The sequence below is a fragment of the Salinimicrobium sp. 3283s genome (assembly GCF_039602225.1).
GTDB lineage: Bacteria > Bacteroidota > Bacteroidia > Flavobacteriales > Flavobacteriaceae > Salinimicrobium > Salinimicrobium profundisediminis.
This window is the reverse complement of the sequence record NZ_CP143631.1, coordinates 2,813,450-2,835,028: the sequence shown is the minus strand read 5'-3', so window position 1 is coordinate 2,835,028 and position 21,579 is coordinate 2,813,450. Positions and strand designations below refer to the sequence as shown.

Annotated in this window: 19 protein-coding genes; 11 read left to right on the top strand and 8 right to left on the bottom strand. The window is 38.8% G+C overall.

Features of this window, described 5'->3' with window-relative positions:
- Nucleotides 1-202 precede the first annotated feature (202 nt).
- The 3 genes from VS868_RS12605 to VS868_RS12595 all read right to left on the bottom strand — a co-directional run bounded on the left by VS868_RS12605 (nucleotide 203) and on the right by VS868_RS12595 (nucleotide 3,458).
- Complete coding sequence (locus tag VS868_RS12605) at nucleotides 203-1,066, bottom strand: ABC transporter permease (protein ID WP_345597992.1); 864 nt, start codon at nucleotides 1,064-1,066, stop codon at nucleotides 203-205.
- 273 nt (nucleotides 1,067-1,339) lie between these two features.
- Nucleotides 1,340-2,491, bottom strand: a complete 1,152-nt coding sequence (locus tag VS868_RS12600; RefSeq protein WP_345597990.1) for a DUF6056 family protein — start codon at nucleotides 2,489-2,491, stop codon at nucleotides 1,340-1,342.
- A gap of 244 nt (nucleotides 2,492-2,735) precedes the next feature.
- Nucleotides 2,736-3,458, bottom strand: a complete 723-nt coding sequence (locus VS868_RS12595; RefSeq protein ID WP_345597988.1) for a glycosyltransferase — start codon at nucleotides 3,456-3,458, stop codon at nucleotides 2,736-2,738.
- Between the two features lie 234 nt (nucleotides 3,459-3,692).
- Here VS868_RS12595 and VS868_RS12590 point away from each other — a divergent pair, with 234 nt between their 5' ends.
- The 6 genes from VS868_RS12590 to VS868_RS12565 all read left to right on the top strand — a co-directional run bounded on the left by VS868_RS12590 (nucleotide 3,693) and on the right by VS868_RS12565 (nucleotide 10,694).
- Nucleotides 3,693-4,640, top strand: coding sequence for a polysaccharide deacetylase family protein (locus tag VS868_RS12590; protein WP_345597986.1), 948 nt, complete (start codon nucleotides 3,693-3,695; stop codon nucleotides 4,638-4,640).
- Nucleotides 4,637-5,437: a formyltransferase family protein gene (locus tag VS868_RS12585; RefSeq protein ID WP_345597984.1), complete on the top strand. Its 801-nt coding sequence runs from the start codon at nucleotides 4,637-4,639 to the stop codon at nucleotides 5,435-5,437. The genes VS868_RS12590 and VS868_RS12585 overlap by 4 nt, the downstream gene beginning before the upstream one ends.
- Nucleotides 5,438-5,639: 202 nt before the next feature.
- Nucleotides 5,640-7,037: a UDP-glycosyltransferase gene (locus tag VS868_RS12580; protein WP_345597982.1), complete on the top strand. Its 1,398-nt coding sequence runs from the start codon at nucleotides 5,640-5,642 to the stop codon at nucleotides 7,035-7,037.
- A gap of 18 nt (nucleotides 7,038-7,055) precedes the next feature.
- Complete coding sequence (locus tag VS868_RS12575; RefSeq protein ID WP_345597980.1) at nucleotides 7,056-8,486, top strand: MBOAT family O-acyltransferase; 1,431 nt, start codon at nucleotides 7,056-7,058, stop codon at nucleotides 8,484-8,486.
- The gene (locus VS868_RS12570; RefSeq protein ID WP_345597978.1) at nucleotides 8,486-9,412 is read left to right on the top strand and encodes a hypothetical protein; all 927 of its coding nucleotides are present in this window, start codon (nucleotides 8,486-8,488) and stop codon (nucleotides 9,410-9,412) included. The genes VS868_RS12575 and VS868_RS12570 overlap by 1 nt, the downstream gene beginning before the upstream one ends.
- A 139-nt stretch (nucleotides 9,413-9,551) precedes the next feature.
- Nucleotides 9,552-10,694 carry a glycosyltransferase family 4 protein gene (locus VS868_RS12565; protein ID WP_345597976.1) on the top strand — a complete coding sequence of 381 codons (1,143 nt, stop codon included), beginning with the start codon at nucleotides 9,552-9,554 and terminating at the stop codon, nucleotides 10,692-10,694.
- A gap of 149 nt (nucleotides 10,695-10,843) precedes the next feature.
- Here VS868_RS12565 and VS868_RS12560 read toward each other — a convergent pair whose 3' ends face one another.
- Nucleotides 10,844-11,686, bottom strand: coding sequence for a class I SAM-dependent methyltransferase (locus VS868_RS12560; protein ID WP_345597974.1), 843 nt, complete (start codon nucleotides 11,684-11,686; stop codon nucleotides 10,844-10,846).
- Nucleotides 11,686-12,519, bottom strand: a complete 834-nt coding sequence (locus VS868_RS12555) for a polysaccharide pyruvyl transferase family protein (protein WP_345597972.1) — start codon at nucleotides 12,517-12,519, stop codon at nucleotides 11,686-11,688. The genes VS868_RS12560 and VS868_RS12555 overlap by 1 nt, the downstream gene beginning before the upstream one ends.
- A 421-nt stretch (nucleotides 12,520-12,940) precedes the next feature.
- Between VS868_RS12555 and VS868_RS12550 the strand changes: the two genes are divergently transcribed.
- Nucleotides 12,941-13,936 carry an N-acetylneuraminate synthase family protein gene (locus VS868_RS12550; RefSeq protein ID WP_345597970.1) on the top strand — a complete coding sequence of 332 codons (996 nt, stop codon included), beginning with the start codon at nucleotides 12,941-12,943 and terminating at the stop codon, nucleotides 13,934-13,936.
- A gap of 203 nt (nucleotides 13,937-14,139) precedes the next feature.
- Here the strand turns inward: VS868_RS12550 and VS868_RS12545 are convergent, their stop codons facing one another.
- Entirely contained in the window at nucleotides 14,140-14,778 is a 639-nt protein-coding gene (locus VS868_RS12545) for a hypothetical protein (RefSeq protein WP_266068694.1), read from the bottom strand.
- 558 nt (nucleotides 14,779-15,336) lie between these two features.
- Between VS868_RS12545 and neuC the strand changes: the two genes are divergently transcribed.
- The 4 genes from neuC (at nucleotide 15,337) to asnB (ending at nucleotide 19,709) form a co-directional block, all read left to right on the top strand.
- The gene (neuC, locus tag VS868_RS12540) at nucleotides 15,337-16,491 is read left to right on the top strand and encodes a UDP-N-acetylglucosamine 2-epimerase (RefSeq protein WP_266068692.1); all 1,155 of its coding nucleotides are present in this window, start codon (nucleotides 15,337-15,339) and stop codon (nucleotides 16,489-16,491) included.
- A gap of 72 nt (nucleotides 16,492-16,563) precedes the next feature.
- Entirely contained in the window at nucleotides 16,564-16,926 is a 363-nt protein-coding gene (locus VS868_RS12535) for a four helix bundle protein (protein WP_266068691.1), read from the top strand.
- Between the two features lie 106 nt (nucleotides 16,927-17,032).
- Nucleotides 17,033-17,731 (top strand): acylneuraminate cytidylyltransferase family protein, encoded by a 699-nt coding sequence (locus VS868_RS12530; RefSeq protein ID WP_266068690.1) that lies wholly within the window; start codon nucleotides 17,033-17,035, stop codon nucleotides 17,729-17,731.
- A gap of 277 nt (nucleotides 17,732-18,008) precedes the next feature.
- Nucleotides 18,009-19,709 carry an asparagine synthase (glutamine-hydrolyzing) gene (asnB, locus tag VS868_RS12525; protein ID WP_345597965.1) on the top strand — a complete coding sequence of 567 codons (1,701 nt, stop codon included), beginning with the start codon at nucleotides 18,009-18,011 and terminating at the stop codon, nucleotides 19,707-19,709.
- A gap of 66 nt (nucleotides 19,710-19,775) precedes the next feature.
- Here asnB and VS868_RS12520 read toward each other — a convergent pair whose 3' ends face one another.
- Together VS868_RS12520 and VS868_RS12515 are read right to left on the bottom strand one after the other, a co-directional pair.
- Nucleotides 19,776-20,450, bottom strand: coding sequence for an outer membrane beta-barrel protein (locus VS868_RS12520; RefSeq protein WP_266068687.1), 675 nt, complete (start codon nucleotides 20,448-20,450; stop codon nucleotides 19,776-19,778).
- Between the two features lie 182 nt (nucleotides 20,451-20,632).
- On the bottom strand, nucleotides 20,633-21,556 hold the full coding sequence (locus tag VS868_RS12515) for a GDP-L-fucose synthase (protein WP_266068685.1): 924 nt from the start codon (nucleotides 21,554-21,556) through the stop codon (nucleotides 20,633-20,635).
- Between the last annotated feature and the right edge of the window lie 23 nt (nucleotides 21,557-21,579).

The window sequence follows — 21,579 nt, the reverse complement described above, 5'->3', positions numbered from 1 at the left end:
TATTAAGCAAGGAGTTTGCAGTCTTTTTTTAAGGAGGGAAAAATAAGAAAAATTCGCGGGTTATTCATTCTGGTGATCTTCAATTTCAGTATACTATCTTAACTTCTCATCACTTCCAAATAATAGAGATCCCTGGAACATTTCCAGTTTAAGAATTAAATAGTAACAAATATCGACTTGTAATCAAAGACTATAGCTTAACCTAAACTGTATCAATAAAATTCTTTTCAGTACGATTAAAAATAATGAGCCCGAGAAGAAATAGAATCACAGAAAATCCCAGGGTATAGAAAAAAGCCCTCCAGCTAAAGATACCGGTATCCAATACCATATACCTAAAACCTTCTATAATTTGCGCCATTGGATTGTATTTTATCAACCATGCAAGTTGAGGGACCTTTTCAGAAACCTCCCTTAAAGGGAAGGGAACTGCAGAAATATACATTAAAAGTGAAGTGGCAAATCCTACCAGCACCGTTAGATCCCGATATTTCGTGGTAAAGGCAGAAATGATCATTCCCGCTCCCAAACCTAATAGAGCCATCATCATTACATAAACTGGAAATAACAACAAATTGAAATTAGGATTTAATTCAAATCCCTGATAAAAGAAATAAAAGTAAAAAATTATCAGAATAATTAATTGGATTCCAAATTTAAACAAGCCAGATATCACTGTTTTTAAAGGCATTATAACCCGGGGGAAGTACACTTTCCCAAATATTCCCGCATTGGCTGTAAACGTATTGGAGGTTTGAGTAAGGCTTTGATTAAAATAATTCCAGGCAGTTATTCCTGTGAGGTTAAATAGAAATGGAGGGACATTTCCTGTTGGGATATTTGCAATGTTATTGAACACCAAAGTAAATATAACTGCGGTAAACAGGGGTTGGATAAAATACCACAAGGGGCCTAAAATTGTTTGCTTATAAACCGTAACTATGTCACGTTTAACGAACAAGAACAGTAAATCCCTGTAGCGCCATACCTCCTGTAGTTTTAGATCCAGTAGTTTTCGATCGGGAGTGATCTCATAAAGCCATTCTTCGTCGTTATGTGCTTTCAAAGTGATATGGGTTTATCTGGGGCAACTCACAAAATAAATCATTTATTATTTGCAGCCTGTTTAAAGCTCCGAAAATAGCAATTAAAGTTGAGGGTGAATTAAAAAGAATTTCTTACCTAAAGTTAATTAAGGGTCGTTTAAAACGATTAATTATCCTCAATTAATACTAATTAAATTTCTTTTAAAGAATATCAATTGGTTTTAGATATTTTAAAGCTCCTATACATTCTTACTATCTATAACCTCTACTTTCCTTATTACGATGTTATTCGACTATTCAATTTTTATTAGTTTAATATTTTTGTTGTTTTTCTTATTGATCATTTGCATATAACATTCATTGATCCAGTGTCGAGGTTTCTTAGTAATATCTTCCCAATCCATTATTGCAGTTCCGTGAATTCGGTCTAGAACTAACTCGGCATTATCTGAAGATTTTAAAAATGCTTCTCTTTTTTCCGTTTCACGTTTAAATCTTGTAAGATCCCTCTCCTCAAAATCTGCTCTTAAGTTCTTATAATTTGGATTTAATAACACCACTCCAATAAGAAAAGCACCAAATACAACAACAATCCAGCTTCCCGACACATAAATCTTATCAACTGCTTTTCGTTTAACATACAATGAGGTATTTATAACATTGATAAATAAAATAATCAATGTCACAATATGAACCATATTGCCGATTCTTCCATCGTTAACTCTAAGATACCCCGTGGCGTATAGGGGAACAAAATTAACACTAACAAGGCATAAAAAGGAGAGGAGAGAAAATATAACTGGACTGAAAAAGTGATTTACCTGATTTTGGGCTTTTTTAGAAGAATAAAAAACTAACAAAAAGATTCCTGCATAAAAAAGCACATAAGGAAACTCGATCAGACTTTTTATTAAAAACATCCCTGTAGATAACACAGCCGCCTGTAAAGAGTCAAAAAACTCACCTCCTTCTGCATAATGCAACTGTCGGGAAATATTGCCGGGAGCAAAAATCGCAGCAAAACTAGATATCCAGCTAACGAGATTTAATATGAATGACTGAATCCTTAATTTTCCTTTGTAAATAACCTGCCACATTAGAATGACCAATAAAAAAAGATTAGTGAACGGAATAAGCATTTCATTGTTCCCATTAACAAGAACTACCAGCAAAGCTGAAAGCCATACGAATTTTTTTCCCTTTTCAAGTTTAGAAATGATAGCGAGAAAAAGAAGAAAAAAGATTATACTATACAAGTAAGCCGTGGTACCCGCATACCAGTAGAAAAATTCATAAACCGAAGGCAATTGACTTATCAAAACATTATACAGTAAAACCGAAAGGGCAAAGCTCTGCACCTTAGGTAGAGCTATACCAAAAAATTTAAAACACGCTTCCACAAAAAGATAAATAGACCAACCCAATAAAGCTATAGATACGGCCAAAACAGATTTGTAAGCCGGTAGACTATACACGGGCAGTAAACTTAGGATCGCATTTATATACCTGCCATTATGGTGCTGGTACCAGTTCAAAAAGTTTTCGGAGAAATTTGAAAATTCCATTGTCGCCCTACAAAAATCATCTGTTGACAATACGGCAAATCTGGCTATATACAAGAAAGGGACAATGAATATTATTACCAGAAATACAGCTATGGTATATAGAAGAATTTTTTTAGACTTCATCCTATCGATAATGCTTATTGATCTGGTACAATTGCCTAAATATTTTAAAATTTTCAACAATTTTGAAACCAGACTTACCTGATTTTTCTAAATCCCTTAATGGTACTTCGCATATCTTCTCCCGGGATTTGGGATCATCCTTTTTAATCCTTAGGAATAGTTCAATATCAAAAAGCCATTCAGAAATAAATGGATCTTTAAAACAAATATCTAGAAGCTCGCTTTTAAAAAGTTTACATCCACATTGGGTATCTTTTAATTCTGGTTTAAATTGGATGATATGATTGGCTATAAACACCATAGCAACACTGCTAAGAGAACGAAAGCGAGATATTTTGATTGAACGATAAAGATCTCTACTACTTATTGCCATTAAATATGGACTTGGAATTAAGTTATTGTACAACTTTAATATCTGTTCCAGGGGAATATCCATATCCGCATCAATAAAACCGTATGTATGATATTCTTTGTCTTTAATTGAAATTATTCCTTCTCTTAAAGCATTTCCCTTACCTAAATTCTTGTTTAACTGTATTAAAAAAACTGTCTTTTCATCAACCAGATTATCATTAATTCTCTTTCCTGTATTGTCCAAACTCCCATCATTAATAAAGTAAAAGTCGATTTGCCCTTTATTGGCTTTAATGAATTTTTGGAAAGGAGCGATTTTTAGCCTGTTCTCCTCATTATAACAGGGAATAAAAAGAGCTATTTTTTTCAATTATAAGATAAAAATTTCAAAGTCGGTTAATTAAATGGCTAGTTAGCAAAAAACGATAATTTTTTTGTCAAAATTTAATTATCTATGCTTTTTATTTAACCCCAAATTTTACATAAATAGTGCTTGCACCGGCTCTACACATTTTTAAGGAAAATAATCCCGATTCATTAGATTAGAAGTAAACAATTTCAATATTGAATTGAAATTAATACTTTTAAAATTTAAATAATTCCCATGCTCATAGTCGCCAATTATCATTACATCCGCGAAGATTTTTCCGCAGCTTACCCAAGTATTTTTGGTCTGACTTCACAGCAATTCCAAAAGCAACTGGAACAGCTTTCAAAGTTTGGGAGCTTTATTTCACAGGAGGATTTAGTATCCTATCCAACAAGGGCATCTGAGAAGAACTTTTTTCTCATCACTTTTGATGATGGTTTAAAAGAACAGTATGAACTTGCAAAACCTGTGCTGGAGGAGATGGGAATTCCTTACATTTCTTTTATCAACACCTCCAACTTCAGTGACAACAAAGTTTCTTTGGTACATAAGATTCACTTACTACGGTCGCACATAGCACCCGGAGAGCTGCTGCAGCAGTTGGTTTTAGAAACACTTTCAGAAAAGGAGATAATGGCTGCTGTAAAACATTACAATTATGACAGCAAAGAGAACGCCCTGTTGAAATATCTACTTAATTTTAAACTTAGCATCCAGCAGCAAGAGAGTTTTGTGGAACCTTTGTTCGCTGAAATCTTTGAGGAAGAGAAAGTTGCAGAAGAACTTTACTTTACAGAAGAAATGCTTCAAGAATTGCATAAAAAAGGTGTTTTGGGATCCCATTCGCACCGGCACTTACCCTTGGGGCGGCTGCAGCCTTCCGAAGTAAAAAAAGAAATGCACAAGACGCAGGCTTTCTTCCTAGCTCGATTTGGGAAAAAGGCAAGTACCATAAGTTATCCATATGGCTCCCGGGATTCCTGTGAAGGGATTCAGGAAATAGTTCAAAAGGCAGGATTTGAGTTAGGCTTTAGCATGGAAAGGGCAGCTAATGCCTCTCTGGATGAAGATAGTTTGCTTTTGGCCAGGTACGACTGTAACGATCTGCCCGGTGGGAAAAACAATTTGTTTGGAAATGAAGATCCTTTTAAACTTGCAGCTCTAAGGCAATGGCATATATGAGAACAGTTTTACTTACAAGCAATAGCCTGCGGCATAAATATATTGCTCACTGCCTGGCTTCCAAACTCGACCTTGCACTAATTGTTACTGAAAAAAAATCATCAAGCATAACCGAAACCGGAGCTTATGACGAGAACGATGCCTTATTCATCAGGCAACATTTTATAGCCAGAGAAAATTCAGAAAGGAAATATTTTGGAGAGTACAGCGAACTTCCTTCTAATATACCTTTAGTAAAAGTTGAGCATGGAGAAATCAATAGTTCGCAGTTAGTTAAAACTATAGAAAACGCAAAAGCAGATTACATTATCCTCTTTGGAACCTCTATAATCAAGGAAAAGTTACTAGAAAAATATTTCAGGAGAATCATCAATTTGCATCTTGGGCTTTCTCCTTACTATCGCGGTTCAGCCACTAATTTATTTCCATATTTCTTTGGAGAACCCGAATGTATTGGTGGCACTATCCATCTAGCTACTACAGAGGTGGATAAGGGAGAAATTTTGCACCAGTTTCGCCCGGAAATTAGTTACAATGATGACCTTCATGATTTTGGAAACAAAGTTATCTTAAAAGGTGGCGAAATCCTTCCTGAAATACTGAAGGATTACGAGGCGGAGAAAATATTACCCAAAGTACAAGAAGGTTCGGGAAAAATCTGCAGGAATAAGGATCTTAGTCCGGAAGTGTTGAAGATAATTTACAGGAGTTTTGATGCAGGTTTAATTGAGGAATATTTGGCAGATAAGAGAAGAAGGGATGAGGCTAAACCCATAATCTCAAATTACGAGAATTAATGAGAATTTCAGATTAAGTACAAATACCAAATTCCAAAGTGTAACCTTTCACTTAGAAGTCTATAACAGAGATATTCGTGAATTCCTGGCTCTTTTATATTTGCAATTATAAATTACCAAATAACCAATCTAGAATTTAACCACTCACCATTCCCCATTCCCAAAAAACCCTATATTTGATTCAACCTAATCAGCAGCCGACTTGACAGCTAGAAAGAAAATTTTTATCCTGCTTCCCGATGGAGTAGGCCTGAGGAATTTTGCCTTTACCTCTTTTGTGGCAATAGGAGAAAAACTAGGTTGGGAGGTCGTCTTTTGGAATCATACTCCATTTGATCTTTCCCCATTCAATTTTAGCCAAATTAAACTTCAGGGAAGAATCCGTTCCAAAACAGACCTGCTGAAAAGGGCAAAAATAGAAGCAGAACTAGACCATTTTTTCAGAAAGTTTGAGGATTCTGTTTATCAAACCTATAAATTTCCAACTTCTAATAAAGGAGTAAAAGATTTGATTAAGAATAGCATAGTCAGCTCATTAACTGATAAGCACCCGGGAGAAGAAGGATTGCAGAAGCTGCGAAAAAAATTAAAAGCTTCAGAGAGAAAAGGCTCCTTTTATGAACATTGCAAAACAATCCTGCAAAAAGAAAAACCGGATTTTATTTTTTGTACTAATCAGAGACCTGCAGCTGCTATCGCCCCTCTCACTGCCGCCCTGGATTTGAACATTCCAACGGGTACGTTTATTTTTTCCTGGGACAACCTGCCAAAGGCTACCATGGTGGTGGAAACAGATTACTATTTTGTTTGGAGTGACTACATGAAGATGGAACTTCTGAAGTATTATCCTCATATTAAACCGGAACAGGCTTTAGTGACGGGGAGTCCGCAGTTTGAGCCCCATTTTGACCTGACTTTGAGACAGAGTCGCCAAGATTTTTTCCGGGAACATAATCTTGATCTTTCTAAAGAATATATTTGTTTTAGTGGAGATGATAAAACTACCTGCCCCGATGATCCTCAGTATCTGGATGACATTGCCGATTCAGTAAAAAAGCTCAATAGCGAAGGTTCCAATTTGGGAATAATATTCAGGAGATGTCCGGTGGACTTTTCAGATCGTTATGAGGAAGTATTAACAAGGCACAAGGATCATATCACTCCCATTGCTCCCCTATGGAAAAAAGTAGGTGAAAACTGGAATACTATTTTACCCACAAAAAAGGATCTTGCTCTTCAAATAAACACTATAATTCACACAGAAGCTGTGGTAAATCTCGCTTCTTCCATGGTATTCGACTACGGAATCTTTAATAAACCCAGTTTGTACCTGAATTATGAAGTTGAAAATAAAGAGGACAAATCCTGGACTCCCCAAAAGGTTTACAACTTTGTTCACTTCAGATCTATGCCTTCCAATAAGGCCGTTTTCTGGCTAAATTCCAAAGAGGAAATTTCTGAAAAGTTGAAATATGCACTTTCGGCAACTACGGAAGATCTTGAGGAAACTAAAAAGTGGTTTCAGAAAATAAATGTACATCCACCCCAGGAAGCTTCTGAAAGGATATGGAAAGAAATTGAGAACATAGTCGTGAAATAATTAATCAGAACCCGGACTTTGCTCTTTAATTCTCTTGCTTTCCTTGTTTTCCTTCCTGTAACCTTTATTCTTTATTGGTCTTTTCGGGGATCTAAAAGAATTCAAAACATAATTATTCTTATTTCCAGCTATATCTTTTATGGATGGTGGGATTATAGATTCCTCGGTCTTCTGGCTTTTAGTACTCTTGCCGATTTTTTCATAGGCTTAGCTCTCGAAAAGAAAAAGACAGAAGGAGTTAGAAAAAAACTTTTAATTCTAAGCCTTTTCCTTAATCTTGGGATTCTTGGGTTTTTTAAGTACTACAACTTCTTCCTGGAAAGTTGGATAGAAGCCTGGGAAGGTTTGGGAGTAAATTTTAATATTTCCAGCCTTAATATTATCCTCCCTATAGGAATTTCCTTCTATACCTTCCAGACCTTAAGTTATACCATTGATATCTATAAAGAAAAAATAAAAGCTTCTAAAAACCTGATCAATTTTGCCGCCTTTGTCTCATTCTTTCCCCAGTTGGTGGCAGGGCCTATAGAGAGGGCAGCAAATCTTTTACCCCAGTTTGGCAGGAAGAAAACTTTTAATCCGGAGCAGGCAATTCAGGGGATAAACCTCATTTTATGGGGGCTTTTCAAAAAAATGGTGATTGCAGATACTTGTGCTATTTACGCAGATTCTATTTTTAACAATTATGAAAGCTATAATTCGGGGACACTGATTTTAGGAGCTGTTTATTTCTCCTTCCAGATCTACGCAGATTTTTCGGGTTATACAGATATAGCCATAGGTGTTGCAAAGCTGTTCGGGTTTGACCTAATGAGAAATTTTAACTATCCATATTTTTCAAGGAATATTGGAGAATTCTGGAGGAGATGGCACATCTCACTTTCTACCTGGTTTAGGGACTATGTTTATATCCCTCTGGGTGGATCACGGGGAAGCCAATGGTACCGAATTAGGAATGTAGCAATTGTTTTCCTTTTAAGCGGTTTCTGGCACGGGGCAAACTGGACCTTCATTATTTGGGGTGCAATCCATGCCCTTCTTTTTATACCTCTTTTAATTACAAAAACAAACAGGAAGTATTTGCAAACGGAAGGCGATAATAAGGTTTTTCCTTCTTTGAGAGATTTTTCAAAAATACTGGGAACTTTTTCTCTCGTAACTTTTACCTGGATATTCTTTAGATCTGAAAGTGTTTCTGCTGCACTTGAGTACATCAACAGGATTTTTGTTTCACCAAAGTTTGATGTTGAATATCTTCCCGTAGAAAGGTTCAGTATTGAATTACTAATCCTTCTGGCTATTTTTACAGGCGTGGAATGGTTTCACCGAAACTATGAACATCCTTTTAGAGGAAAATTTAGATGGCTGAAGATAACTGCTGTTATAATCGCGTTACTTACATTAGGAGTGTATTCTGACTATCAGGAATTTATTTATTTTCAGTTCTAATGAAAGGTTTTATCCTCTACATTTTAAAGATTCTTGGGGTATTTGTTATCGGGGTTGTTTTGCTGGAGCAGGTTTATGATTATGTCTTTAAAAAAGGTATAGTACGTAATAAACTTCAAAAAGTGCTATCCCTTGAAGAAGGAGATCATTATGAGTTTGTTTTTTTAGGCTCTTCCCGTACCGAGAATACTATTGATTGTGAAATTATTGAAAAAATCACAGGGAAATCCTGTATCAATCTGGGAGTCGCCGGCAGTTCTCTTAAGGATTCCTATGTCCTGCTTAAGCTTTTACTTGAAAAAGGGATAGTTGCAGACCATGTTTTTCTTCAGGTAGATTATTCCTATAACGAGAAAAGTGCTGACCTTACTCCTGCTTTTAAAGCCACATTAATACCCTTTAGAAGTCATCCTGCTATCCGTGAAGAATTGGAGATTGAAGACGATGGTTCATATATCTTGAATTTTCCATTTTATGCATATCTCAAATACGAAAAAATTGTAGGTTTTAGGGAAATTTTAAATCAAACCATCCACAATGACCCAGGAAAAGATTATGAAAATGGATTTTATCCTTTAACGGGTACAGGAAAACAACTCTACGGCTCCCTGCCTGCCAAAATAGCTGATACCAACAGGGTCCTGTCCAATATGGAAAAAATGGTTTCGGGAAATAGAACAAAGCTTCACTATTTTTTTGCTCCCTATTGCCAGCAAGTTGAAAACAGGGACTATGCCATGAAACTGCAGGATAAGCTATCAGAAATTTATAATTATATTGACATTTTTGACAGGAAAGAAAATTTATTCGCTGACTGCGGACATTTAAATTTAAGCGGGGCTCAAGAATTTACAAAGATCCTGATAACAGACTTCCTTCACAGGGAAGCAATGGATGAAAATGACAGGAATGGCGGAAACGAGTGACGGATTGCTTCGCTCCACCTGTCTGCCGATACTGGCAGGCTCTCAATGACAGGAATGGCGGAAACGAGTGACGGATTGCTTCGCTGCGCCTGTCTGCCGACAGGCAAGCTCGCAATGACAACATAACAAACAATTAAAAATGCATATAGCTTTTTTAACTCCCGAATACCCTCATCCCCGGACCGGTCCTGCCGCAGGACTCGGTACAAGTATAAAAAATATGGCGACTGCCCTTGCAGACAAAGGAGTGAAAATTTCGGTTTTCATATTTGACCAGCAGGAGGATGATATCTTTACCGAAAATGGAATAAGATTTCATTTCATAAAACATAGAAGCTTCAAAATACTTGGCTGGTACCTGCACCGGAAATTCCTTCAGAATTACCTCAACAAACATATTGCGGTAGATAAAATAGACGCCATAGAAGCACCGGACTGGACTGGAATTACCGCTTTTATGAAACTGCGTTGCCCTTTGGTAATAAGAATGAACGGCAGTGATGCGTATTTCTGTAAACTGGAAAACAGAAAACAGAAACAAAAGAATTTCTGGTTTGAGAAACTGGCACTGCAGGGAGCAGACCATTTATTATCTGTAAGCAACTTTACGGCAGAAGAAACCCGGAAGATCTTTCAACTTAAAAAGAAAATTATAACAATTCCCAATTCCATAGATGTAAAACGTTTTCTACCGCAGCATGAAAAAAAAGAAAAAGAGGTAATTCTTTACTTCGGAAGCCTTATTAGAAAAAAAGGGTTGCTGGAACTGCCCGATATCTTTAACAGGATCGTGGAGCAAATGCCTGCAGCAAAGTTTCGACTGGCAGGGAAGGATGTGCGGGATATCAGGACCGGAAGGTCGACCAGGGAATTAATGGAGGAACAATTTAGTCCGGTAGCGGCAAAAAAGGTAGAATGGCTGGGAAATTTACCCTACGACAATATTCTGGAGGAGATCGCTAAAGCCCAGGTAGTAGTTCTTCCCTCCTTCGCAGAAGCCCTGCCCATGACCTGGATTGAAGCCATGGCTATGGAAAAAGCATTGGTGACTTCAGATATTGGTTGGGCACAAGAGGTGATGATTAACGGAGAAACGGGTTATACTGTAGGTCCAAAAGATCATGGCTTATATGCTGAAAAAGTTCTTGAAATTTTAAATAATCCGGGACTTGCGAAGCAGGTAGGCAAAGCTGCCAGGGAAAGGGTTTTAGAGAAGTTTTCTACAGAAGTGGTGGTGGAGGAGAATATTGCTTTTTATGAGGGAGTGGTAAGGAAGACCTAACCAGCATTGGGGTTACCTGCGGCGGATTGCCACGGGCGCTTCGCTTTCCTCTCAATGACGTTTCCCGATGCGAACCGTCATTGCGAGTCCGACGCAGGAGGACGTGGCAATCGGTTGAGGCTACTGCGCCCTTCATCATGGCTACACTACTACAGCTGAGGCTTCCTGTAAATTATCAATTGGCTCCTTGTAAGACTCCTGTTCAAACTGTAAGGTAAATTCTGCTCTGCTTTCAACGCCCATTGTTTGAACCTGTTCTTTTTTTCTCCCCATTTGTAAAATCTGCTAAAACGCTCCAGTGTACCTACGGGATGGATTTCCACCTCCTTAAAAAATTTTTTACCTACTGTTTCGAAATGTTTACTGTTGAAGGTACGATCGGGATGTGGGTCATTGCTTTTCCATTCCCTGAATCTCTCTTTCTGAAATTTGGACGGTCGCTTTCCTACCGGTATATGCCAACGGATTTCATCAAGCAATTGTAAATTTACGGCTGGCTCGAAAAAACGGGCCTCTCCATCTGACTTTAAGAGCCTGGCAGTTTCTGCGAGAAATTTCTCTTCCAGCGGAATTTCCAGGTGATGAAGGAAAGCCTTGCCAATTACAAAATCAAACTGATTTCCCTCCAGCGCGTTCTCAATAAAATCGCCAGGAATAAACTTTATTGCATAGTTGAATTTGTAGTTTTCATTTAGCAGGTCTATTATTCTTCCGCTGGAATCGGCAATATCATTCGCATAGACCTCAGCACCAAGAGCTGCCATCACTGCTGCATTCGTACAATCTCCACAGCCCATTTCCAGCACTTTCTTTCCCGCTAGTTTATCCTTGAAATTATCTTTATAAATAGCAAACCAACTGATCTCGGTAGTAGTCACAGAATTGAGGAAGGTATCCAGGTTGTGGATCCAGTGCAGAATATTGCTCACCTGCCCATCATTATACAGGCGATCATAGTGCTCCTTGTTTTTGTCCTGATTTTCTGTACTCATCAAAATGGTATCACTTCCAGTAATCCGGTTTTTAGCTCGTTAAGTTTTTCCTCGGAAACCAGGGTAGGATATTTCTCAAACATTTCTGAAATCTTTTCTTCTGAAATTCTGTTTTCTATAAATTCCGCTTCATAGGTTTCCAGACCAACTGATTCCAGGTAATCGGTATATTTGATGTCATTTCCGAAGATCTTGTTGGACATTTTCACCCAAACTGCCGGAATTCCGTAGGCATGAGCAACAATTAAGCCGTGTAAGGAAGTGGAAAGAATGCGTTCACACTCCAGGATCTCTTGGGTAGTTGCCTCCACATCCATCGTGAGCAGATCTATTACCTTTACTTCCTCCATGCCTCCAAAGATCTTCAACGCCGTTTGATAATCATGATAATGTGGTACTATACCTAATTTAGAATTCTTTTCCACCTGCGGATTATAATGATCTGGTAGCAGGATGGCCGGGTCTCCATATACTTCAGGGCATTCATAGCCCAAATTTAAAAGATACTCCCTGGTTCTGGGACCACGAATGGCTCGAAAATCAGCTTTTTCAAGATCCTGTTCATGATCAATAATTCCGCTGCCCCAAACTACACTGTCTCTGGATGCGTGATGTATGATACTCCCTATTGCCAAAAGGTTAGCTTTTTTAGTTTTGTACCATGCCTGCTTATTAGGATGAACAAACCGTGTCTCTTTTCCGCTGATCTTCTCTACCAGGTATTTTGAAAGCAAATCTCCGTAGTTCTCCTTCTCTCTAAAGATAAATCGCCTTTCACTCCAGTAGAAGAGAGGAATTTTTTTGTGATCTTTGAAGTTCAGGGGCTTTCTCAATTCTAATTTTGTTTGGGTTCAAATATATAGAAATAATTTTCTGTTTACGTTTACCCTCTCCGGCGAAACTGCAGTTCCTTCAAAGAGGTAATTGAAAGCCGGATTAGTTCAAAGCGACTCTCCACAGCGGACCGTCATTGCGAGAAAGTCCGGAGGAGAAACGCAACAATCTGTCAGTAGTTACCTCCAGGCCTCTTCGTGACCAGGTCGAAACAGATTGCCCATTCAACAATTCGGAAGCCGGGAAGTACTCGGATCATGATGAAGGAAAATTGCGGCAGATTGCGTCGCTTCGCTCGCAATGACGTTACCATTAACAAAAGTCGTCGCAGCAGTTCCCAGCTCCTTCGCAATGACGTTTTCGATCAAAATTTCCTACTTTAGCTTTCTAACGGTAAACAGAAAACCGTAAACAGATAATATGTTTCTAATAGCAGAAATAGCACAGGCCCATGAGGGCAGTCTGGGGGTTGCCCATTCCTATATCGATGCCCTGGCGAAAACCGGGGTCGATGCCGTTAAGTTCCAGGTCCATATTGCCGAAGCCGAGAGCAGCCTGCATGAACCTTTCAGAGTGAAATTCTCTAGCCAGGACAAGACCAGGTTTGACTACTGGAAGCGTATGGAATTTTCTCTTCAACAATGGCAGGAACTTAAATCCCATTGCGAGGAGGTGGGTTTAGAGTTCATGGCATCGCCTTTCAGCAATGCAGCAGTGGACCTTCTTGAGGAGCTGAATGTGAAACGCTATAAAATTGGATCGGGTGAAGTAAATAATTTTCTGCTGCTGCAAAAGATCGCTACCACAAACAAGCCACTTATCCTTTCTTCCGGAATGAGTTCTTTTGCGGAACTGGATGAGACTGTTGCTTTTTTAAAAAAACTTGATGTTGATTTTTCAATCCTCCAATGTACTACCTCCTACCCTACCCGTCCTGAAAATTACGGACTCAATGTGATTCAGCAGTTAAAGGAGAGATATGGGGTCAAAGTAGGATATTCAGATCATTCTGCTAAAATTGAAACCTGCATCGCCGCCGCCGCTTTGGGAGCTGAGATCCTCGAGTTCCATGCTGTGTTCAACCGGAAAATGTTTGGTCCCGATGCAAGTTCTTCATTGGAAATAGAGGAAATTGGACAGTTAGTTTCCGCAGTTAAAAATATTTCTCTGGCACAACAACACCCGGTGGATAAATCTGACAATACGGCTTTTAAGGATTTAAAAAACATCTTCGAAAAATCCCTTGCCGTGAACAAAGATCTACCTGCAGGTCATATCCTCACTTTTGAGGATCTGGAAGCTAAAAAACCTAAAGGTTTTGGGATTGAGGCTTCAAATTTTAGGGAGGTGATCGGGAAAAATTTGAGCAGAAATTTGGTGCAGTGGGAGTTCTTACAGGAGGAGGACCTTGAGTAGTTTGTTGTTTCTGGAAAAGTCTTTAGACGGTGGTCGGGAGTCGGTAGTTGATTGCTGTTTAATAAAATGCGTTTTTGGGCTCCCTTTAGGGTGAGGGGTAAAAATCAAAAACGGTTTATTGTGAACAATCTTTAGACGGTAGTCGAGAGTCGGTAGAGAAAGTTCCTGAGTTCGTTTTTGCTTACCTGCTGAAGGTTAGTTTTTTAACTATTGAAATTTTCAGCACTCCAAAAGGATTCAGTTAAGTAAAAGACCGTGTCAATAAAATATAGAATATCATTTTTGGTTAAGACATTCTCGTCATGTAAATCCTCTAAAATGATACCCAATTGAGGATTGAAATAGTCGTTGTTGCGATTATTTTCAAACCCATTTAGAGTTAAAAATGCTTTAACTTGAGCAAGATCTGTCCTTTCAGTAATTGACACGAAAGATTGTTCTACTACTGCATACAGAATATTATTATCGGTTGTAAACCCTTTTAAATTATATGCCGTGTCTGGAAAAAAGTAGTTATGTAGGAGGAGATTATAAAAATAATCTTTCCAGGAAGTATAGTAAATGCTATCGTTTAATTTTAGAACCTTCTCGGTATCTTTTAAATAGACTTTCTGTTCAGCTCCTTCACTAACATATTGCGATGTGTCGATATCGATCCAAAGATTATTCTCAGAAATATATTTTATTAATTTCTTTGTTTCTTCTTTCTTGTAGTACTTGTTGTTCTGAGAAGTTGAGCTTGTTTGCGCGCCATCTTTAAGGTAATTGGCGATTGCCTGGATAAGTTTTCCAAACCTAACTTCGCTCTTTCCTGAAAGGACATTATGTAGTTCATTTTTCAAATGATATTGCTTTGACAAATATAAGAAAATTTCGAATTTCGGAAAAATGGTGGAGAGCGGGAAATGGGAAGTAGGAAATGGAGAGTTTTTACTTTATCGTTTGTTGGATTGGGAATTTATAATAACTCCTGTCGTCTTCGACCTTCTCCTTCTCTGCCCTGCCGGGCATATAAGGAGGCTCAGACTGACAGGCACTATGTTTTTTATTAGCAGATTTTACTTTTTACTGTTTAACTATGGATAGTTTAAGTTTAAAACGGCCTACGAAAATTTGTCGTAAAATTTGAAGTAAACCCCGATAGCTATCGGGGGTGAAATTTTAGGCTGTTTGAGCTAAGCTGCTTTTTCTCTTTTACTGTTCTTTTTCCCGCGAGTTCCTACAATTTAGGTGCCGAACAAAAAATTTAGACAAATTTTCGTAAACCTAGTCCCGACGCTTCGGGATTGGTTCTTTTGCCTGCATCCGACGACCACAGGGAGAGGAATGCAATGCAAAAAAGAACAGACAAATTTGCTACATTAGCTACTCCAAACCGAAAACATCAAACCGGGAACCGAATGAAAAGAAAAATCTGCGTCGTAGTCACTGCCCGCCCCTCCTACAGCAGAATAAAAACAGCACTCACTGCAATACAAAATCATCCAGACCTGGAGTTGCAACTGGTAATTGCCGGTTCGGCCTTACTGGACCGTTACGGAAATGCCGTGGATTTCATTGAAAAGGACGGTTTTCCCATCGCTGCAAAAGTATTTATGGTACTGGAGGGAGAAAATCCCACCACTATGGCTAAGACCACCGGATTGGGAGTGATGGAACTTACTAATGTCTTTTACAACCTAAAACCAGATGCGGTGATTACCATTGCCGACAGATTTGAAACCATCGCAACTTCCATTGCAGCATCTTATCAAAACATTCCCCTCGTTCACATACAGGGCGGAGAAGTAACCGGCAGTATCGATGAGAAAGTAAGGCATGCTAATACAAAACTTGCCGATCTGCACCTCGTCTGCACCCATGACGCACGGGAACGTGTAATAAAACTAGGAGAAGAACCTGAGAAAGTAATTAATACCGGATGCCCTTCGATTGATCTTGCGAAAATGGTAAGTGAAAATCCAAACCTAAATTTTAATCCTATTGCAAAATATGGCGGAGTCGGGATGGAATTAAACTGGCAGGAGGGCTATATTGTGGTGATGCAGCACCCTGTAACCACAGAGTATAAACAAGCTAAAAAGCATGTGCTGGAAACACTACATGCCATTAAAGTTCTTGATTATCCCACTTTCTGGTTCTGGCCTAATGTAGATGCAGGATCAGACGGCACATCAAACGGGATCCGATCTTTCCGTGAACTGGAAAAACCAGGAAATATTCACTTTTTCAAGAATATGAATCCTATCGACTTCCTTAAACTTCTAAAAAATGCAAAAGCTTTAATAGGGAATTCCAGTGCAGGATTACGTGAATGTGCCTATCTTGGAGTACCTGTTGTAAATATTGGAAACCGTCAACACAGGAGGAGCCGGGCACAAAATGTTACAGATGTAGATTACAATAGAGAGCAGATCCTGAAGGTAACCAAAAATGCTCTTGTAAGAGAACATTATCCTTCTTCAGAACTTTATGGAGATGGGAATGCGGGAGAAAAAATAGCGGAGATCCTTGCTACGGTGGAATTGACGTATTCGAAGACGATTACTTATTAGAGTTGTCAGTTGTCGGTTCTCTGTTGTCGGTTGAATTTTTTTAAATTGGTGAAATCCAGAAAATGATGAAGCATGAAAAGCCACAAGGATCTTGATATTTACAATTTAGCTTTTGAATATGCTATTGAAGTCCATAAGCTTTCCTTAAAGTTGCCGAAGTTTGAATTATATGAACAGGGAAGTCAAGTAAGAAGATCCTCAAAAAGTATTAAGGATGCTATTGTTGAGGGATATGGTCGAAAAGTATACAAACAGGATTTTCTAAAATTTCTCACCTATGCTCATGCGTCATTGTTGGAATGCATTTCCCAACTGGAAATGATCAATGAATTATATAAACTTGAGGGAACCCTTGAACTAATAAAGAAATATGATCTTTTAGGAGGGAAAATATTTTCTTTTATGCTTTATGTCGAAAAGAACTGGAAAACATGATCTTCTGTTTCAGGCTGTCAGATACTGAGTTATCGGTTAATTTTACGACTTCATAAATCAATAACCCGACCTGACAAACTGATAACCGCTAACCGCTAACCGAAAAATGAAAATCCTTGGACTCATTCCCGCCCGCGGCGGCAGTAAAGGAATACCCGGAAAGAATATTAAATCTCTCGACGGAAAACCTTTGCTGCAGTACACTTATGAGGCAGCCAAAAACTCAACCCTGCTATCCAGTGTGATCCTGAGTTCAGATGATCCTGAGATCATTCGGATCGCTAAAGAAATTGGACTGGAAGTTCCTTTCATCAGACCTGCAGCCCTGGCAGCCGATGGTACTTCTTCTCTGGAAGTTATTCAACACGCACTGAACTTCTTTGCTCAAAAAGGGCAAAATTTTGATGCAGTTTGTCTGCTGCAGGTGACTTCTCCCTTGCGTAGAAATGGATTGATAGATGCAGCCATAGAGCAATTTTCTAAAGGGAAATTCGATTCCTTGATCTCTGTTCGGGAAGTGCCTGCAGAATTCAATCCGCACTGGATCTTTGAACAAAACAATGGACAATTAGCAATTGCTACCGGAGAGAAAGAGATTATTTCCCGAAGGCAGGACCTGCCTAAGGCCTATCATCGTGATGGTGCAATTTATATAACAAAAACAGAGGTTCTTCAGAAACAAAATTCCCTTTACGGAAATAAGATAGGTTTCATTGACACTACCGGAGATCCGCATGTAAATATTGATACGCCGGCAGATTGGGAGAAAGCCGAGAGGCTTCTGACAATTTTCAGGGAACAATAAACGATTATCAGATTTTTCCGTAGGCTGTTAGCGTTTACTATTGGTTTGTTGTTTTTAGTTTATTGTTTGTTGTTCTAAATTTTCTGAACCCGTTTGTGGGCTCCCCTGCCGGCCGCAGGCGGGCTTTAGGGTGAGGGGCAAAACCAAAAACGGTTGCGTATATTTCTTATTGTTATACCAAATACAACACTAAATTGGAATTTGGTGCTTGTTTATTGGTGCTTTTTATAGCTTTGAAAAAATTATACAATATTCATTATACTATATACAATAGCTAATGTGTGGAATTGCAGGAATCATTGGCCCAAACCCTTCTGAAGCAGAACTTCAAAAAATGCTTCAGGCACAACATCACCGTGGCCCTGATCACACCGGCACATACTTCGATCCGGGTTTTGCAGCCATAGGCCACAACCGGCTTTCCATTATTGATCTTTCCCCCGATGCCAATGAACCCTTTATAGATAATTCCGGTAGATATTATTTGAGTTTTAACGGGGAAATTTATAATTATAAAGAGCTGAAAGAGGAATTAAAACCGCATTACAATTTTAAAACCTCGTCGGATACTGAAGTACTGCTGGCAGCTTTTATCTACTGGGGAAAAGAATGCCTTAATAGATTTAACGGAATGTTTTCCTTTGCCATCTGGGATTGCCGGGAAAAAAAGCTTTTTGCTGCACGGGATAGGTTTGGAGTGAAACCTTTTTATTATTCTGAAGCTGATAAAAACCTCTACTTCAGCAGTGAAATAAAGACACTCAAAAATGTCATTTTTGACACCCCACCAAACCTAAAGGTCTGGGCAAATTATTTTAGCTATGGCTCCTACGGTATGCCGGAAGAGACTTTTTACAGTAACATCAAACAATTACCGGGTGGATATTTGCTGGAATATTCTGAAGGTCGGCTAAAGCTTGAAAAGTGGTATAATTTTGTTTCAAGAGTCCAAAATATAAGATCTGAAAGCTCTATTGAACAAGCAAAAGCTGAATATCTCGAACTACTGAAAGACAGTATCAAACTTCGTTTCCGTGCCGATGTGCCTGTAGCATTTAACATAAGCGGCGGAGTGGATAGTTCCCTCCTCCTTGCACTGGTGAATATGTTTGAAGATAAACAGCAGGTCAATGCTTATTCTTTTTACACGGGAGATAAACGTTATGATGAGCTTCCATGGGTAGAACAGATGATCTCAACTACACAAAACCCGCTTCACAAAGTACTTTTTTCGGCTTCCGAAGTTCAAACGAATGCAATAAAAATGAGTCGGCAACAGGATGAACCTTTTGGAGGTATTCCTACCATGGCTTATTCTAAAATTTTTGAACAGGCTCATGCCAACGGTGTAAAGGTGTTACTTGACGGGCAGGGAATGGATGAGCAATGGGCAGGGTATGACTATTATCAAACCTCCGGCTCAATCATCCAGGGCACCGGACAAAATTCTCCTTTCCGAACGCATGTGCTAAATCCCGAATTTGCCGCTTTGGCACAAAAGACAGAATATCCAGAACCGTTCGACAACAGACTGCAGAATCTGCAGTTTCGGGATCTTTTTTATACCAAACTCCCACGAGCGCTGCGATTCAATGACAGGGTTTCCATGACCTATAGCACTGAACTTCGGGAGCCTTTTCTTGATTATCGCCTCGTCGAACTCGCTTTTGCACAACCAGAGGGTTATAAAATTAAGAATGGAGTTGGAAAATATATGCTCCGCGAGATCCTAAAACCGCTAGTTCCCTCTACTATCTCTTATGCTCCAAAACGTCCTCTCCAAACTCCCCAGCGGGAATGGTTAAGTCAGGAACTTAAAGCATTTGTGGAAGAGAAATTGCTTCACCTTAAAAATACTTCAGCAACAGATTGGTTTGATCACGAAAAAATTCAGAAAGAATGGAAAAAGTATCTGGCAGGAGATAACACGAGTAGCTTCCATGTGTGGCAATGGGTGAACACAGCATTACTTCTATAACTAATTAACGATAAAATATAATGATACTGAGGACAGGTGCGACTAGCTAACTTTCAAAAGTTCTTTTTAGTAACAAGCCCTTCGTCGTCTTTCGTTTAGTCCTGGACCTCCAATTTTGAAGATCACTCCCACAATTATTTGATTTAGCCTGGAATCTGTGAATTCTGCTTCATTGATTTCATTATAACCTTCACCAAAATCTAAACGCTGAAGCTCAGCCGAAGACAAAGATCTTTCATATCGTAGATCCAATCCAAACCTTCCAAATTCAACCTTCACGCCAGCCTGAGCATTTATTGGTGTGTCTTGAACAACAATTGGGTTCAGGAATTCTTCCCCCTCCAAAGTAGCATCCAGTATATTCGAATACACAGGTCCGGCATAAATATCAATTGGTCCCCAAATATTATAACCTACTAATAAAGGAATATCAAATTTTTGAACAGAATAGATTGAAGTTTCTTCTATAAAAGTGAATTCTGTATCTAATGAAGTATAAACTACCTCGGGCCGGACAAAAAACTTACCAAAATCAACCTGTAAAAAGATACCTCCATGAAAGCCAAGATTCCCCTCAGCCTCAGAAGTATTCTTCTGGAATGCATAATTGTTTTGTAACCCTACAATCTCACCACCCATAGGATGATTAACTCCGGCTTTTAGGCCATAACTCAATTCTTGAGAAAAGCAAATTGAAACTGTGGTCAAGATAAAAAACAGGCCTAAAAGATATTTTTTCATAAGATTTGGAATATGCGTCAATTTGTTTACAAATAAAAAGGAATTTTTTTTATACCCCAATAAATTTGCATTTATCTAACGGATAAGATGGAGAATTATTTCATTTGAGGCGGATAGGATTTGTCTGTAGCCGGTAGTCTATAGTCGATTGTGGGTAGTCATTAGTTGGTTGCCTCTCTCCACTACATCAAAAATTCCTCCTCATAAACTTTTGCAAGACCTTCTTCCAGACCAATTTTATGCCTCCAGCCAAGGTTGTGAATCAGGCTTACATCCAACAGCTTTCGGGGCGTACCATCGGGTTTAGATCTATTCCAGGTAATCGCTCCAGAGTAACCTGAAATGTCTTTTATCATTTCTGCAAGTTCTTTAATAGATAAATCTTCTCCTGTCCCAATGTTTACGCTAACATTTCCGCTGTAAGTATTCATGAGGTGCAGGCAGGCAGCAGCAAGATCGTCTACATGTAAAAATTCCCTTTTCGGCTCCCCGCTTCCCCATACTTCTACGGAAACTTTATCTTCTACTTTTGCCTCATGAAACTTCCGAAGTAAAGCCGGAAGCACATGAGAAGTCTCAGGATCATAGTTATCATTGGGACCATATAGATTTGTAGGCATTACTGAAATAAAATCACAACCGTACTGCCGATTGTAATTCTCGCACATTTTTAGCCCGGCAATTTTTGCAATGGCATAAGGCTCATTGGTATCTTCGAGTTTTCCTGTGAGCAGGTAGTCTTCTTTTATGGGCTGGGGTGACATTTTAGGATAAATACAGGAAGAAGCGAAAAAAAGGAGCTTTTTGACACCATTTAAATAGCTCTGGTGGATGACATTATTCTGGATCATCAGGTTTTCATACAAAAAATCAGCTCTGTAAGTATTATTGGCCATAATACCCCCTACTTTTGCCGCTGCCAGAAAGACATAATCAGGTTTCTCCTCTTTAAAGAAGTTTTTTACCGCTTCCTGGTTTGTGAGGTCGAGTTGGGAAGAGGTGCGAAAAATGACATTTTTGAAACCCTCCTTTTCCAGCTTCCGCAGTAACGCCGAACCCACCATTCCGGTGTGTCCTGCAACATATATTTTTGAATCTTTCTCCATTTCTAAAATCTACCGTCTAACGT

Excerpts from the sequence above, each read along its gene's own strand:
- VS868_RS12530 (WP_266068690.1), top strand. The coding sequence starts at position 17,033 with ATGAAAATCCTTGGACTCATTCCCGCCCGCGGCGGCAGTAAAGGAATA.
- VS868_RS12570 (WP_345597978.1), top strand. The coding sequence starts at position 8,486 with ATGAAAGGTTTTATCCTCTACATTTTAAAGATTCTTGGGGTATTTGTT.
- VS868_RS12560 (WP_345597974.1), bottom strand. The coding sequence starts at position 11,686 with ATGAGTACAGAAAATCAGGACAAAAACAAGGAGCACTATGATCGCCTG.
- VS868_RS12550 (WP_345597970.1), top strand. The coding sequence starts at position 12,941 with ATGTTTCTAATAGCAGAAATAGCACAGGCCCATGAGGGCAGTCTGGGG.
- neuC (WP_266068692.1), top strand. The coding sequence starts at position 15,337 with ATGAAAAGAAAAATCTGCGTCGTAGTCACTGCCCGCCCCTCCTACAGC.
- VS868_RS12520 (WP_266068687.1), bottom strand. The coding sequence starts at position 20,450 with ATGAAAAAATATCTTTTAGGCCTGTTTTTTATCTTGACCACAGTTTCA.
- VS868_RS12535 (WP_266068691.1), top strand. The coding sequence starts at position 16,564 with ATGAAAAGCCACAAGGATCTTGATATTTACAATTTAGCTTTTGAATAT.
- VS868_RS12585 (WP_345597984.1), top strand. The coding sequence starts at position 4,637 with ATGAGAACAGTTTTACTTACAAGCAATAGCCTGCGGCATAAATATATT.
- asnB (WP_345597965.1), top strand. The coding sequence starts at position 18,009 with ATGTGTGGAATTGCAGGAATCATTGGCCCAAACCCTTCTGAAGCAGAA.
- VS868_RS12590 (WP_345597986.1), top strand. The coding sequence starts at position 3,693 with ATGCTCATAGTCGCCAATTATCATTACATCCGCGAAGATTTTTCCGCA.
- VS868_RS12515 (WP_266068685.1), bottom strand. The coding sequence starts at position 21,556 with ATGGAGAAAGATTCAAAAATATATGTTGCAGGACACACCGGAATGGTG.
- VS868_RS12565 (WP_345597976.1), top strand. The coding sequence starts at position 9,552 with ATGCATATAGCTTTTTTAACTCCCGAATACCCTCATCCCCGGACCGGT.